This is a genomic window from Shimia abyssi (assembly GCF_003014475.1).
GTDB lineage: Bacteria > Pseudomonadota > Alphaproteobacteria > Rhodobacterales > Rhodobacteraceae > Shimia > Shimia abyssi.
Map to the genome: position 1 here is coordinate 40,699 of NZ_PYGJ01000013.1, position 15,034 is coordinate 55,732.

Below are 15,034 nucleotides of genomic sequence, written 5' to 3' on the forward strand. Positions count from 1 at the left end.
TACTAGGGCGGGTAGGGGCTGTGCAACCCCGATTGACCTTTGGCGCTGGGGGCCTTTAATGGCAGTAAGAAAGCGTACGTGAATGACAGACAGCTCAAAAATCCTCGAAGAACTCAATGATCGTTCACGCGAAGTGTTTCGGCGTGTCGTCGAGGGGTACCTGGACACGGGCGATCCTGTCGGTTCTCGCACGCTGACACGAACGCTGAATGAAAAAGTAAGCGCTGCCACAGTACGTAATGTCATGCAAGACTTGGAGTTTCTCGGTCTTCTGGACAGCCCGCACATTTCTGCCGGTCGCATTCCCACACAATTAGGTCTTCGCATGTTTGTCGACGGCTTACTTGAGGTCGGGGATCTTGATCGCGACGATCAGGAAAAAATTGATGCCACCATGGGCAATAATTCCACCGACGTTGGCACCATGCTCGATCGCGTAAGCACGGCACTATCCGGAGTAACCCAAGGAGCCTCTCTCGTACTCGCGCCCAAACACGAAGCGCCAATAAAACACATCGAATTTGTCAGCCTCGGAGTTGACCGGGCCCTTGTCGTATTGGTTTTCGCTGATGGTCATGTCGAAAACCGCCTGTTTACGCCACCGCCCGGTCAAACACCCAGCTCTTTGAGAGAAGCTGCGAATTTCCTAAATGCGGTTGCCGAAGGCCGCACCTTGTCCGAACTCCGATCCGCTGTCCGCGAGGAAATAAAAAACCGTCGTCAGGAAATTGATACGCTTGCGCGCGATCTGATAGAAAACGGGTTCGCGTTGTGGGCGGAGGAAGGCGACCAGAACGAGCGCCTGATTGTCCGCGGCCGAGCGAATCTTTTGGGCACCGAAGAAGAAGAGCAGGACTTGGACCGCATTCGAACTCTGTTTGATGACCTTGAACGCAAGCGCGACATAGCTGATTTTCTGGAACTCGCGGAACAAGGCGACGGTGTGCGCATTTTTATTGGCTCAGAGAACAAACTTTTTTCACTTTCGGGTTCCTCTTTGGTGGTTTCCCCTTATATGAACGCTGATCGAAAGATCGTAGGTGCTGTTGGCGTCATCGGACCCAAGCGCCTGAACTATGGACGTATTGTGCCGATCGTTGACTACACGGCACAGCTGGTCGGAAAACTGATTTCAGACCGGGGTTAGAGGTAAAGAGATGGCAGAACCCAAAGAGAACGAGTTTCTGGACGACATCGAGACGGCCGAGGCCGAAGAATTTGCGCAAAGCTTGGACGAGCTCGAAGACGAAGCTGTCGAACTTGACGAGTTGCGCGCCGAACGTGACGAGTTGAAAGATCGCTGGATGCGTGCGCTTGCGGATGCCGAAAACGCCCGCAAACGTGGCGAACGCGCCCGTCGCGAAGCCGAGCAATACGGCGGTTCCAAACTGGCCCGCGATATGTTGCCCGTGTTCGACAATATGAAACGCGCCGTTGAATCGATAACGGACGAGCAGAAAGAGGCATCTGCCGCTCTGATCGAAGGCATTGAGCTCACCATGCGCGAGCTTTTGAACACGTTCTCCAAGCATGGCATCGAAGTTGTCTCGCCCGAAGTTGGCGACAAGTTCGACCCCAAGATGCACGAAGCTATGTTCGAAGCTCCTGTGCCTGGAACCAAATCCGGCGAGATTATTCAGGTCTCCGCCGAAGGATTCATGCTTCATGATCGTCTTTTGCGTCCTGCCAAAGTTGGCGTTTCGTCCAACCCCGGCTAAACAAACGCACATTCTGATGATAAAAAGCTCTCGAATTTTCGGGAGCTTTTTCTTTTGCGCATTTTCCTAACTCACCTGAAGGCTGTGTTTTTGGCCTTGTCGAAATCACTCAATGCACAGCCCTGTCCAGATTACACTGAAATTTTCGTTAATGACTTTGCCGACCTACTCTCGGTATCCGAAGAATCCGACATTCGCGCCAAGCTTCGGGAACTGCGAAACGAAACGGCCATTGAATTCACTGTCGTCACCATCAATCAAATGTCTGACTACGGTCACTATGGTGAAATCGAGCCATTCTCTACCGGGCTTTTCAACACCTGGGGCATTGGCGACGCGACGCGTAACAATGGCGTGCTGATGCTCGTCGCCCGTTACGATCGCAAGATCCGAATTGAGGTTGGCTCAGGCTACGGCAGATCCAAAGATGCCTCCATGAAATCCATCATCGACAACGATATCCTGCCCAATTTTCGCGAAGACAACTACGCTGACGGCATAGCCGAAGGGGTTTCTGCGGTAATCTTTGACCTGACCGGTTCTCGTCCCGGTGAATACGGAATGAGCGGTTTCGAAAAAGCCATTGCCACAGTGAAACGAGTTATTAACAATATGGGCGAATGGATATTCCTGTTCCTCGCTCCATTCCTCGCCATCCCCGTGAAACTTTACCGGCGCTGGCAACGAAACAAACTGCGTAACTGACCCGTTGATGGCACCAAAATGGTCCGTTTGAACGAGGAATGGGAAGATGATCACCTAAAAGAAGGACAAATAACTGAAGAAAGACTCAAAAGCGTGGATTACGACGTTTGGGAGTGTCCAAAATGTGATCACAAAACCATTGAATCATACAAATCGTTGTTTTCGCGATATGGTGCCTGCCGATCTTGCGGCTACAAAACGCTTGAATCTGATACTACAATCCTCACATCCGCCACTACCAGCTCCACAGGAAAAAAGCGCATAGACTACTCCTGTCGCCATTGCAGCGACGCATGGAGCGTTACACGTACGATCCCAATGAAAACAAAATCATCGTTGTCCTCATCGTCTTTTGGCGGCGGGTCCTCATCCGGCGGAGGGGCCTCGGGTAGCTGGTGATGCTGGGCTTATGCCCCTTCTCTCAGCGCCTTTAGCTCATACAACAACTCAAGCGCTTCTCTTGGGCTAAGGCTGTCTGGATGAACCTCATCCAGTCTCTGATTAAGCTTGTTCAGCTTTGTCTTGGCGATGGGCGCAGGTGCCTGGCTGGCCGCAAACAACGGCAAATCATCGATCAATGCCTTTTGCGTCGGCCCTTCGCGCTCACCTTGCTCTAGCGCTTCAAGCACAACACGCGCACGGTCAACAACAAGCGACGGTAATCCGGCCAATTGCGCCACCTGCACGCCATAAGACCGATCCGCCGCCCCGCGTTTTACTTCGTGCAGAAAGATCACTTCGCCTTCCCACTCCCGAACCGTCACGGTCGCGTTGTCGACCCCAACCATCTTACCTGCCAATTGGGTCATCTCATGGTAGTGCGTCGCAAACAGCGCGCGTGATTTGTTCACATCATGCAAATGTTCCAAAGTGGCCCAAGCAATTGACAAACCGTCATATGTCGCCGTTCCGCGCCCAATTTCATCCAAAATGACCAGTGCCCGATCGTCCGCCTGGTTCAGGATAGCTGCCGTTTCGACCATCTCAACCATAAAAGTTGAACGACCACGCGCCAGATCGTCAGACGCGCCAACCCGGCTAAACAATTGACTGACCAACCCGATACGAGCGGCGCTTGCTGGAACAAAGCTGCCCATTTGCGCAAGCAACGCGATCAGAGCGTTTTGCCGCAAGAAAGTTGATTTGCCCGCCATATTCGGACCGGTTAGCAACCAGATGCTTGCCTGATCACCACCCGACAACCCGCAGTCATTGGACACAAACGGCTCACCAGTCTTGCGCAAAGCGGCTTCAACCACGGGATGCCGTCCGCCCTCAATAGCGAAATCGCGGCTTTCATTGACGTCTGGTCGACACCAATTCTCATCCACCGCCAATCGAGCCAGCGCGCAGCTTACATCAAACTCAGCCAGCCCCCGAGATGCTTGCGTAATACGCGCAGATTGTTGAAGAATAGCGTCTCTCAGGCCAGAATAGAGCCTCTTTTCGATTTCCAACGCCCGGTTTCCGGCGTTCAGTATCTTTGTCTCCATCTCGCTCAGCTCAACGGTTGTAAACCGTACCTGATTGGCCGTCGTCTGACGATGAATAAACGTTTCGGACAATGGCGCTGACATCATCGCGTCCGCATGTTTTGCCGTTGTCTCAATGAAATAGCCCAATACATTATTGTGCTTGATCTTGAGCGCCGATATCCCGGTTTGGTTTACATAATCGGCCTGCATCCTCGCAATTACGCCCCGACCTTCGTCGCGCAACTGCCGGCTCTCATCCAGCTCCTCTTCATATCCCGGCGCGATAAACCCGCCATCGCGCATCATCAACGGCGGTTCAGCAACCAGCGCTGCATCCAGCAACTCCAGCAACGCTTCATGACCTGACAGCGCACGCAATGCTGATTGAAGATCGTTCGAAAGTTCCGCGCCGTAGTCAGCCACCGCCAGGTCCGCCGCTTGACCCAAACCATTGCGAATAGCCGCCAGGTCCCGTGGTCCACCTCGATCCAAAGCCAGACGTGACAAAGCGCGATCCAAATCAGGCACTTTGCGCAAAGCATCCTGCACGTTGGCCGCGTCTGAACGCTGTTCGATCATGTAAGAAACCGAGTCTAACCTACCTCGAATGACCTCTAATCGCAAAGAAGGTGACGACAATCTTTGTTCTAAAAGCCGTGCTCCACCCGCTGTAACAGTGCGGTCAATCGTTGCTAAAAGCGATCCAGTTCGACCACCTGACAAACTATGAGTCAGCTCCAAATTCCGCCGTGTTGCCGCATCAATCTGCATCACCCCTTGTGATGCTTCTCGCACAGGTGGCTGTAACAGTGGCAGATTACCTTTTTGGGTCATCTCTAGATAATCAACAATCGCCCCCAACGCGCCGATTTCGGGTCTGGAAAAGGTCCCATAGGACTCAAGAGAAGATGCTCCAAACAACGCCGAAACGCGTTTTTCAGCAGAAACAGAGTCGAAACTACCGCGAGTTACAGAAGTCAGAGAGACTCCCATGTCATCCGCAATCGCTTGGACATCTGTCTCAATCCCCTCCGCGACCAATACCTCTGATGGGGCCAGTCGTGCCAATTCCGCACCCAACCGAACCGGTGCTAACGGCATCACTGACAACGCGCCGGTTGAAATATCCGCCCACGCAAGCGCAGCTTCGTTCCGAACAACGCTATAGGCGGCCAGAAAATTGTGCCGCCGCGCGTCCAACAGCGAGTCCTCGGTCAGCGTTCCTGGTGTCACCAGCCGCACGACATCGCGTTTCACGACCGCTTTGTACCCGCGCTTTTTGGCCTCCGCTGGGCTTTCCAGCTGTTCACCTACAGCCACGCGAAACCCTTTGCGGATCAGGGTGAGCAAATACCCTTCCGCTGCATGAACCGGCACACCACACATGGGGATATCACTACCCTCATGCTTGCCGCGTTTCGTCAAAGCAATATCCAACGCTTCGGCTGCCGCTACCGCGTCATCAAAAAACATCTCGTAAAAGTCACCCATCCGATAAAACAACAGCGCATCTTTATACTGCGCCTTGATCTCCAGATATTGCGCCATCATCGGCGTGACGCCGCTTTTGCCTGCACTCAACTGATCAACCCCCAAGGTGACTGGCCTCAAGCTCTAGCAAATATGGGGGTCTCACGAAAAGCTGAAAACGCCCCTATCTAAGGCGTTCGGACTGGATTTTCAAACGAACGGATATCAGTGGCCGACAAACGGCGCGGCATTTCCCCAAAGTTCCTCAACCCGCTGATCTCGACCACATGCTTTGCGATATCGCTTGTATGCCGAGGACTGTTTTTTTGGGCCAAACCTAGTGAGCACCAGTTTGCTGCCTTTGTAGTAATCCTGATGATAGGCTTCGGCGTCATAAAAGGTTGCAGCAGGCAAAATTGGCGTGACAACTTTGGTGCCTAACGCCACTTGCGCCTCGCGTTTTGCATTTTCCGCTGATTGTTTTTGCGCCGGATCCGAATAAAAGATCGCGGTGCGATAGCTGTCGCCACGATCGCAAAACTGGCCACCAGCATCTGTCGGGTCGACTGAGCGAAAAAACATGTGCAGCAACTGATCCCGGCTGACCTTGTTCGGGTTATACGTGATCTTCACCGCCTCATAGTGTCCGGATCCGCCCTGTGTTACATCCTTGTATGTGGGGTTCTTTGTTGTGCCTCCAGTGTACCCTGACACGGCTTCGCTAACCCCGGCAACGCTTTCAAAGTCGCTCTCCACACACCAAAAACAGCCACCCGCGACAATCAGGGATTCGCTTTCAGCGGCCCGCGCGTCGTGCCCTTGGACAGCAGCACCAACAAGAATAAGAGAAAAAAGCACAACAGACTTCAGATTTTGGATCATAGACATTGAACGACCTCCTGTATCTAACCAAGGCTGGTTGCTTCTTCACCAAACCGCAATCGTAAGAAATCAATTGTCACGCCTTGGTGAATACGTTTTACCGCTTGGCACGTCCTCACCCATTGCCTAGCTTCGCCCTGACGAATGCGACTACGAGCAGGACAAAGACAATGAAGATCGCGATGTGGAGCGGCCCTCGCAATCTATCTACGGCATTGATGTATAGCTTTGCCAACCGACCTGATTGTGCCGTATTGGATGAGCCATTCTATGCCAGCTATCTCGCGCAAACAGGCCTCAACCATCCGATGCGAGAGGAGATTTTGGCCAGCCAACCCAATGATCCAGAGCGTGTTTCCAAAATGTTGGTCGGTCCTAACCCCCACGGCCATAAACACTTTTACCAAAAACATATGACACAGCACATGATCGCAGGTGTGCCTCGAGACTGGATGCGCGACGTTGTTAATGTTTTCCTAATTCGCCACCCGGCACGTGTGATCGCCAGCTATGCTGCGAAACGGGAAAACCCCACGCTCGCCGACATCGGTTTCCGACAACAGGCTGAACTTTTTGATCTCGTCGCCAGTTGGGGGCAAAAGCCCATCGTGATCGACAGCCACGACATCCGCGCAAATCCACATCACGCGCTTAACGCCCTTTGCGCCGCAATCGGGCTGCCCTTCGATGACGCGATGCTGCACTGGCCCGCTGGTGGTCATCCATCAGACGGCATTTGGGCAAGGCACTGGTATGGCGCTGTTTGGAAATCCACCGGTTTCGCCTCGGCCGAAGGGCCCCTGCCCAAGATTCCAAATCACCTGCAACCCGTGCTTGATGATGCCTTGCCCTTTTTCGAATCGCTAAAAGCCAGCGCGATCACCTATCAAAGGCAGTTGCATGAGCGAATGCGGGTCACCCCAAAAGCTTGCCCAGCTTCATGGCCACGGCCATATCGCCAGACACCTTAAGCTTGCCCAACATAACGCCAGTCATGGGGTTCAACTTGCCAGCCAGCAATTTCACCAAATTCTCTGTAGTGATTCGGATCGTGCAATCTGTCTCCTGATCCACGCCGCTCGCTGTCCCATCGGCCAGCACAACCACACCCTCATCTCCGCAATCAAACTTCAAAGACCCGTCAAAACTCTTCCGCGCCAACTCAACTTGCATCCGCTCGATAATCTTTTCCAACATGCGCCTGCCCCCAAACAAAAAAAACGACCCGCCTGTTGCTAGGCGGGTCGCTCCAAATTCTCAACGGTGACGTTGCTTCCGCTTACTTCACGCGTTTGTTGCGCATCGCGATCAACTTTAACCGCAGCGCCTGCAATTGGATAAAGCCCGCCGCGTCCTTTTGATCATAGGCACCTGCGTCCTCTTCAAAGGTTACGTGCTCTTCTGAATACAGCGAGTGATCTGACCAGCGACCAACGGTCGAAACCATACCTTTGTACAGTTTCACACGCACTGTGCCGGTCACATGCTCTTGGCTCAAATCAATCGCAGCCTGCAACATTTCGCGCTCTGGCGAATACCAAAAGCCATTGTAAATGGCTTCGGCATATTTCGGCATCAGTTCATCTTTCAGATGCATAGCGCCGCGGTCCATTGTGATCGACTCGATCCCGCGATGCGCTTCCAGCATAATCGTGCCGCCGGGTGTTTCGTAAATCCCGCGCGACTTCATGCCGACAAAGCGACCCTCCACCAAATCAAGGCGACCAATGCCATGCTTACGACCATATTCGTTCAGCGCTGTCAGGATCGTCGCCGGGCTCATCGCCTCGCCATTGATGCTGACGGGATCGCCCTTTTCATAACCGATTTCAATATATTCCGGCGTGTCGGGCGCATCTTCTGGATGCACCGTGCGCTGGAACACATAATCAGGTGCCTGAACGGCCGGATCTTCCAGAACTTTGCCTTCGGATGAGGTGTGCAGTAGGTTCGCATCAACCGAAAATGGCGCTTCGCCGCGCTTATCCTTGGCGATCGGAATCTGGTTTTGTTCAGCAAAATCGATCAAGCGCGTACGCGACGTCAGATCCCACTCACGCCAAGGCGCAATAACCTTGATGTCAGGGTTCAGCGCGTATGCAGCCAGCTCAAACCGCACTTGGTCGTTACCCTTGCCCGTTGCGCCATGCGCCACGGCATCCGCGCCGGTTTCCTCTGCGATTTCGATCAGTCTTTTTGAGATCAGCGGGCGCGCGATCGACGTCCCCAAGAGGTACAGCCCCTCGTATTGCGCATTGGCGCGAAACATCGGGAATACGAAATCACGAACAAACTCTTCGCGCACGTCCTCGATATAAATGTTCTCGGGTTTGATCCCCAGCAATTCGGCCTTTTGACGTGCTGGCTCCAGCTCTTCGCCTTGCCCCAGATCGGCCGTAAAAGTCACGACTTCGCAACCATACTCGGTCTGAAGCCATTTTAGAATGATCGAGGTATCAAGGCCCCCGGAATAGGCCAGCACTACTTTTTTGGGCGCGGACATGTCTTGTTCCCCTATACGTGTATCGCAGGCGCGATAGCGGGTTTTACCCATTAGGGCAAGGGAGACAGGGTATCGACTTGCAAATGGCTGTCAAAATCGCTTCAGTTCAAGAATATTTCTAAAAAGGGATCTGTTATGGGCTTCAAGCTCCTCAATCATTCACTGGGCCTTATCTTAGGCAACTTGCCCCAGTCGCTACGCCTGTCTTCTCCGTTGGCGGCACTGCTTTTGATCGCGCTTATTGTCGTGGGCCCTTCCTATTTCGTCCAAGAAACATCTCCAGAAGCGGCAACTCAGGTTTCAGGACAGTCTGTTCTGCTGAACTTGTTGGTAGCAATTGCCACTTTGTGGGTCGCCGTCGCCTGGCATCGCTTTGTCCTCTTAGAGGAATACCCCAGTGGTGTCGTACCCGCCTTTCATGGCGGTCGCATCCTTGCCTACTTCGGATATGGCCTACTTCTCGCTCTCATAATTGCACTTACGGCGGGAGTGATCGGAGCCATTGTAGGATTTGCCCTTGTCTGGGCACCCATTCTCATGATTGCGGGTCTGGCTGTTGTTGCCATCGGCGCAAGCTGGGCATTTTATCGCTTGTCGCCTGTCTTGCCATCGGCGGCCATCGGCAACAGCATGAAACTCAAGGAAGCTTGGGAGGCAACCAAGCCGCTGTCCGGCGCAATCCTCGGTGCTATGGTGATCTATGTCGTTGCAATCTTTGTTCTAATGTTCGTAGGTGCTCTTATTGGCGGGTTCATTCCAATTTTGGGGGGCGTTTTGTTGCTGTTTGCAAACTGGTTCTACATCCTCCTCGGCATCAGCTTCCTGACAACGCTTTATGGCGTTGCGATTGAGGGACGTACAATCGACTGAACCTTCCACAATCCGGCGGCGCGGATCATGTTACCGCGCCGCTGTTTTTAGCTGAAACTCAGTTTTTGACTCCGCAAATGACTGCAATATTTTCGGCAGATCCACCGTCTCTGCCTTGCCGCTGGCAGAGGCCACTTCTCCTGCCTGACACAGCGTCGAAAACGCCTGAAACCCAAGGTTCAGCGCGCTTCCCTTCAAGAAGTGCAGATCCGCTTCCAGCGCGCCCAAATCGGGTGCGTTCTTTAGCTTATCGATGACCTCTTCCACCTCTTCGAGAAACAGCTCGACCACCTCGTCGAAATCTTCTTCCCCGATTTCGTCCTTAAGCTCCTGAACACGAACCCAGCTTATCACAGTATTCTCCTTCGCCTCTGCGCGAGACTGGCGGGTTTTCGTTAACAAAGTCTGGATGTCTTGGATTTGAATAATCTCAATTTTACGTTTGACACACCGTTAACAGGCTGGGCGATACACACGAATGGGACACTCATTGAAAGTTAAAAAAGGTACTACTCTTGCAACCGTCTCCAGCTCCGGTCACCACTCCGACCCCGGAACAGGGTGCAAAAACAGGCGCGGTTCAGCGCGTGTTGCTGGTTGACGATTCGCGCGTCCAGCGCCGAATTCTAAGCGTGTCGTTGAAACGTGATGGGTATGAGGTGATTGAGGCGTCTTCCGGCCAGGAGGCGTTGGAGATTTGCCAATCGGAATTGCCCGACTTGATCCTGTCTGATTGGGTGATGCCGGAAATGGATGGTTTGGAGTTTTGTCGCGAGTTCCGAAAACTCCCGGATGACAAATATGGCTATTTCATCCTTCTTACATCCAAGAGCGAAAAGGCGGATGTTGCCCAAGGGTACGATGCCGGTGCCGATGATTTTCTAACCAAGCCGGTCAATGCATATGAATTGCGATCGCGCATCAGCGCGGGGGAACGCATCCTTCGTATGCAAAGAGAGCTGACTGAGAAGAACCGTGTCATCTCCGATACACTTGATGAACTTCAAAGAGTCTATGACTCCCTTGATATGGATCTGATTGAGGCAAAAAAGCTCCAGCAATCCCTTGTTCCCGATCGGTTCCGCGATTTTGGTTCTGCTGCCGTTTCGCTTCTATTGCAATCTTCCGGTCACGTTGGTGGTGATCTTGTCGGGCATTACAAAATCAGCGACACGCGCATTGGGCTGTTCTCCATCGACGTGTCCGGTCACGGCATCAGCTCCGCACTCATAACAGCGCGCCTTGCGGGTTATCTGTCTTCGTCCTCTCCTGAACAAAATGTCGCGATGCAGGTGCTTGCCGATGGTTCACATATCCATTTGCAACCACGCGAGGTAATCGCTCGACTGAACGAAATTACCCTAGGCGAGATGGAGACTGAGCACTATTTCACTATGCTCCTCGCGGATGTAGACCTCGAAACAGGTCACGTCGTAATGTCCCAAGCCGGTCACCCGCACCCGGTGATCCAACGGTCTGATGGTACGTTAGAGCAAGACGGCCCCGGTGGCTTGCCTGTCGGTTTGATTGAAGGGGCCGAGTTTTCCCAATTTGAGTTTACACTGGCTCCCGGCGATCGGTTGTTCATGCTGTCTGATGGTGTGACCGAATGCCCTGACGACAAAAGTGGAATGCTTGGCGAGGAGGGGCTTGAAAACCTGATTGCCGATTTTGTTGGTCACGACGTGGAAAGCACTCTGCAATCGCTTGTCTGGCAACTGGATGAATTCAGTGGTGGCGCCGGGTTCCCAGATGATATCTCCGGTATACTGTTCGAATTCCGCGGTGCTTAGCGCAGGAACTGTTCGGCAAAAAATCGATCCCCGGAATTGGCCAATAACCCCAATGCCGCATCAACTGAAACCCAATGTGCTGTGTGTCCGTTTTCGGTTGGTGGGCCAACCCTATGCGCTGGGCGTGCAACATAGATAGAGCACAGCTTTTCCGCCCACATGTCATACTCCGGCATAAACGTGAAACGCCGATATGCCCCAACACGCCGCGCGCGTCCCATGGTCCAGCCGGTCTCTTCCAGAACCTCTCTATGCAAGGCGGATACCGGCGACTCGCCCGGATCAATGCCGCCCCCTGGCAATTGAAATTCATCATCCGGCGCAGCTTGATAGGTGATCAACATACGATCACCGCGCAATCCTGTCTGCAACAGCACCGCATATGCCCCGGGCCGCAATTTGTACGTTTGATCCTGCCTTGGTGGCTCTCCGAACCTTGCAATCATACGTTTGCCCCCTATTTGATGGCCTTGCCGCTCATTTATTGTCGCGGTATGGCAAGGTAAGGCCGATAAGGAAACCCCATGACACTTGGAACTCAAATCGCCTGGGACGACACAGTGCTGCCGTTCCAGTTGGACAATTCAGATATGCGCGGGCGGGTCGCCCGTCTTGATGGCGCGCTCTCAGGTGTGCTGAAACAGCACGACTACCCCGAGCAGGTCGAAGCGCTTGTTGCCGAAATGGCGTTGCTGACCGCATTGATCGGGCAAACGATCAAATTGCGCTGGAAGCTCTCGCTGCAAGTGCAAACCAACGGCCCTGTACGCATGATCGCAACCGATTATTACGGCCCGACAGAAGAGGGCGAGCCCGCGCGTATTCGTGCCTATGCTAGCTTTGATCCCGATCGTTTGACGGATGACGCACCTTTCGAACAACTCGGAAAAGGGTATTTCGCGGTGTTGATTGATCAGGGCAATGGAACAAAACCCTATCAGGGTATTTCCGGCCTCACGGGCGGCTCGCTCCAGGCATCAGCAGAAGCATATTTCGCTCAATCCGAACAGCTCGCGACACGGTTCTCACTCCGCTTTGGAAAATCCACTGAACCGGGGGTGCCTGAGCATTGGCGTGCGGGCGGCGTGATGTTGCAGCACATGCCCAAAGCTTCACCCCACGTGACGGGCGAGGGCGGTAGCGGCGAAGGCGGCATCTTGTTGGCCGAGGACGTGTTAAGCGAAGATGATTCCGAAAACTGGAACCGCGTGAACATATTGCTCGACTCGGTCGAATATCTGGAAATGATCGGCCCCAATGTCGCGCCAACAGATCTGCTGGTGCGCCTGTTCCACGAAGAACAGCCACGCGTCTATGACGCGCAGCCGGTTAAATTCGGCTGCACTTGCTCTGAAGAGCGTGTTCGTCAAAGCTTGTCGATCTACTCGGCCAAGGACATCGAGCACATGACTACAGACGAAGGGCGCGTCACCGCAGACTGTCAGTTCTGCGGCTCACACTATGACCTTGATCCAGCCACCGTGGGCAAGGACGCCCCCGGAGCGACGAGTGGCTGATCCATTTTTAGCACTCGAGCGCGCCTTGACGCGGCAAACGGGAACGTCCTCTGATTTCGACCTAAACCCGGATGTCGTAATGCCCGAGGGGCGCAAGTTGCGCCCCGCTGGTGTGCTGGTGCCAATCCAAATGCTCGGTGACGTGCCGCATGTCATCCTGACTAAGCGAAGCTCTCACTTAAAACACCATCCCGGCCAAATCGCGTTTCCGGGTGGCAAACAGGACAAAGACGATGCGGATGTGATTGCCGCCGCGCTGCGCGAGGCGCGCGAGGAAATTGGCCTGCCGACCGAACTTGTCGACGTAATCGGTACACTCCCGACACATGAAACCGTCACCAGTTTTTCCATGACGCCCGTTTTGGGCCGGGTCAGAGACGTATTTGACGTCAATCCCGAGCCGGGAGAGGTCGAAGAGGTATTTTCTGTACCGCTGTCTCACGTAACGAATCCGGCATTCTTTTCGATACAATCCCGTCGTTGGCAGGGCCGCCGTAGATATTACTACACTGTGCCCTTCGGCCCTTATTACATTTGGGGTGCCACCGCGCGCATCTTGCGCGGTCTGGCTGAACGGGTGCACACCCAATGAAGATTAACGGGGACTGGTTGACCAAACCCGCGACACAGCATGTCTGCGCGATGTTGACCCTCGCTGGTCATCAGGCGTTTTTTGTCGGCGGTTGTGTGCGTAATGCACTGCTTGGTGCACCGGTGAATGACATCGACATTTCAACGGATGCCCTGCCAGCCGAAGTGATTTCGCTTGCCAAGTCTGCTGGCCTTAACGCCATTCCTACTGGAATTGATCACGGCACAGTCACTGTCGTGTCTGGCGGCATCCCGCACGAAATTACGACATTTCGCAAAGACGTAGAAACAGACGGGCGCCGCGCCGTTGTTGCATTCTCCAAAAACGTCAAAGACGACGCGCGCCGCCGCGACTTCACGATGAATGCCCTTTATGCAGATGCAGACGGTCTGGTTTTGGACCCATTGGGTGGCATGGCCGACCTTGAAATGCGCCATGTACGTTTTATCGACGACGCCAATCAGCGCATCCGCGAAGACTATCTCCGCATCCTGCGCTATTTTCGGTTCCACGCTTTTTACGGTGATCCAGAAAGCGGCATGGATGCAGATGCATTGTCTGCGATTGCGAATAACATCGACGGCCTATCCGGTTTGTCCCGCGAACGTATCGGCTATGAAGTCCTCCGATTGCTTGGCGCACCCGATCCTGCGCCCGCTGTGGCCGCGATGCGCAGCGTTGGCGCGCTGGGCGCAGTATTGACCGGGACCGATGACAGGGCTCTTGCACCGCTTATACATATCGAGGGCATTCTTGAGCTAGAACCCGACCCAATGCGCCGCCTAGCTGCCATTGGCGGAGAGGACGTGCCAACAGCGCTACGGTTGTCCAGGAAGCAAACGCATTCTTTTGTGACAATGCGTGACGCAATAGGTGTTATGCAAAGCCCGGCCGCGCTGGGCTATCGACATGGCTCAAACCTCGCTCTGTCTATCGCAGCTCTGCAAGCAGCAGTACTGGAAGCGTCCTTGCTGCCAGATCTGCGCAAGGACATAGAAAGCGGAGCGCGCGCCATCTTTCCGATCAAGCCCGTCGATCTGATGCCCACATTGCAGGGCCCTGCACTCGGCGCGGCGCTCAAAGATCTTGAAGCGATTTGGATCGCTTCCAGTTTCTCACTCGACCGCGCAGCACTTTTGGCCAGCCTTAAGACCTGATCCGCTCCCGGCGTGCTCCCGTCCATCCCAACCACAGCAAGCCGTGGCTTGGATTGTTGGGCCCGGCGGCGCGCGCCGCTGGCCGCGCGGCGGCCGCCGACTCACGCCGAACCAGCGCCAGATCAATCAACAATTTGATAATCTATTGTTGTTCAGTTCCAACTCTTAATGTCGGGGTTTGGAAAAACAGCACCGACGCAATACCGACGTAATACCGACGCGCTGCCGACGTGGCATATCCCTAAGAATTGGGCGTTAACCAATGATTCGGCATAGGCGCCGACATAGAATGCTTGGAGTACTTAACAAAATCTTCATTCCACACCGATTGACAGGCTACGTTGTCTGCGGC

At 53.9% G+C, this 15,034-nt stretch carries 15 protein-coding genes; 9 read left to right on the forward strand and 6 right to left on the reverse strand.

Translation table 11 applies throughout. The annotated features are described in order from the left end of the window. Window positions 1-82 precede the first annotated feature (82 nt). The 3 genes from hrcA to CLV88_RS16865 are packed head-to-tail and all read left to right on the forward strand — an operon-like array spanning window position 83 to window position 2,423. The gene (hrcA, locus tag CLV88_RS16855) at window positions 83-1,147 is read left to right on the forward strand and encodes a heat-inducible transcriptional repressor HrcA (protein ID WP_106609584.1); all 1,065 of its coding nucleotides are present in this window, start codon (window positions 83-85) and stop codon (window positions 1,145-1,147) included. Between the two features lie 10 nt (window positions 1,148-1,157). After that, a complete protein-coding gene (locus CLV88_RS16860) occupies window positions 1,158-1,718 on the forward strand; it encodes a nucleotide exchange factor GrpE (protein ID WP_106609585.1) in 561 nt (186 codons plus the stop codon). A 54-nt stretch (window positions 1,719-1,772) separates the two neighbouring features. After that, the gene (locus CLV88_RS16865; RefSeq protein ID WP_106609586.1) at window positions 1,773-2,423 is read left to right on the forward strand and encodes a TPM domain-containing protein; all 651 of its coding nucleotides are present in this window, start codon (window positions 1,773-1,775) and stop codon (window positions 2,421-2,423) included. 407 nt (window positions 2,424-2,830) lie between these two features. On the opposite strand, the gene mutS is transcribed toward CLV88_RS16865, so the two are convergent. Together mutS and msrA are read right to left on the reverse strand one after the other, a co-directional pair. Beyond that, window positions 2,831-5,449, reverse strand: a complete 2,619-nt coding sequence (gene mutS, locus CLV88_RS16870) for a DNA mismatch repair protein MutS (RefSeq protein WP_106609657.1) — start codon at window positions 5,447-5,449, stop codon at window positions 2,831-2,833. A 144-nt stretch (window positions 5,450-5,593) separates the two neighbouring features. Further along, the gene (gene msrA, locus CLV88_RS16875; protein WP_106609587.1) at window positions 5,594-6,256 is read right to left on the reverse strand and encodes a peptide-methionine (S)-S-oxide reductase MsrA; all 663 of its coding nucleotides are present in this window, start codon (window positions 6,254-6,256) and stop codon (window positions 5,594-5,596) included. A 164-nt stretch (window positions 6,257-6,420) separates the two neighbouring features. On the opposite strand from msrA, the gene CLV88_RS16880 reads away from it, so the two are divergent. Beyond that, on the forward strand, window positions 6,421-7,221 hold the full coding sequence (locus tag CLV88_RS16880) for a sulfotransferase-like domain-containing protein (protein WP_243403699.1): 801 nt from the start codon (window positions 6,421-6,423) through the stop codon (window positions 7,219-7,221). On the opposite strand, the gene CLV88_RS16885 is transcribed toward CLV88_RS16880, so the two are convergent. After that, complete coding sequence (locus tag CLV88_RS16885) at window positions 7,166-7,447, reverse strand: SCP2 sterol-binding domain-containing protein (protein WP_106609588.1); 282 nt, start codon at window positions 7,445-7,447, stop codon at window positions 7,166-7,168. The genes CLV88_RS16880 and CLV88_RS16885 overlap by 56 nt on opposite strands. 82 nt (window positions 7,448-7,529) lie before the next feature. Then, entirely contained in the window at window positions 7,530-8,753 is a 1,224-nt protein-coding gene (locus CLV88_RS16890; RefSeq protein ID WP_106609589.1) for an argininosuccinate synthase, read from the reverse strand. 135 nt (window positions 8,754-8,888) lie between these two features. Between CLV88_RS16890 and CLV88_RS16895 the strand changes: the two genes are divergently transcribed. Then, window positions 8,889-9,623: a hypothetical protein gene (locus CLV88_RS16895; RefSeq protein WP_106609590.1), complete on the forward strand. Its 735-nt coding sequence runs from the start codon at window positions 8,889-8,891 to the stop codon at window positions 9,621-9,623. Window positions 9,624-9,653: 30 nt separating this feature from the next. Here CLV88_RS16895 and CLV88_RS16900 read toward each other — a convergent pair whose 3' ends face one another. Continuing rightward, complete coding sequence (locus CLV88_RS16900; RefSeq protein ID WP_106609591.1) at window positions 9,654-9,977, reverse strand: Hpt domain-containing protein; 324 nt, start codon at window positions 9,975-9,977, stop codon at window positions 9,654-9,656. Window positions 9,978-10,138: 161 nt separating this feature from the next. Between CLV88_RS16900 and CLV88_RS16905 the strand changes: the two genes are divergently transcribed. Further along, entirely contained in the window at window positions 10,139-11,416 is a 1,278-nt protein-coding gene (locus CLV88_RS16905) for a PP2C family protein-serine/threonine phosphatase (protein ID WP_243403700.1), read from the forward strand. Here CLV88_RS16905 and CLV88_RS16910 read toward each other — a convergent pair. Further along, window positions 11,413-11,862, reverse strand: coding sequence for an NUDIX hydrolase (locus CLV88_RS16910; protein WP_106609592.1), 450 nt, complete (start codon window positions 11,860-11,862; stop codon window positions 11,413-11,415). The two genes, CLV88_RS16905 and CLV88_RS16910, sit on opposite strands and share 4 nt — an antisense overlap. Before the next feature lie 78 nt (window positions 11,863-11,940). On the opposite strand from CLV88_RS16910, the gene hslO reads away from it, so the two are divergent. From hslO to CLV88_RS16925, 3 genes are read left to right on the forward strand one after another with little or no spacing between them, the layout of a single operon-like run. Beyond that, window positions 11,941-12,933, forward strand: a complete 993-nt coding sequence (gene hslO, locus CLV88_RS16915; RefSeq protein WP_106609593.1) for an Hsp33 family molecular chaperone HslO — start codon at window positions 11,941-11,943, stop codon at window positions 12,931-12,933. Continuing rightward, a complete protein-coding gene (locus CLV88_RS16920; RefSeq protein ID WP_279338359.1) occupies window positions 12,926-13,525 on the forward strand; it encodes a CoA pyrophosphatase in 600 nt (199 codons plus the stop codon). The genes hslO and CLV88_RS16920 overlap by 8 nt, the downstream gene beginning before the upstream one ends. Continuing rightward, window positions 13,522-14,682: a CCA tRNA nucleotidyltransferase gene (locus CLV88_RS16925; protein ID WP_106609595.1), complete on the forward strand. Its 1,161-nt coding sequence runs from the start codon at window positions 13,522-13,524 to the stop codon at window positions 14,680-14,682. Before CLV88_RS16920 ends, CLV88_RS16925 begins: the two co-directional genes overlap by 4 nt. Window positions 14,683-15,034 lie beyond the last annotated feature (352 nt).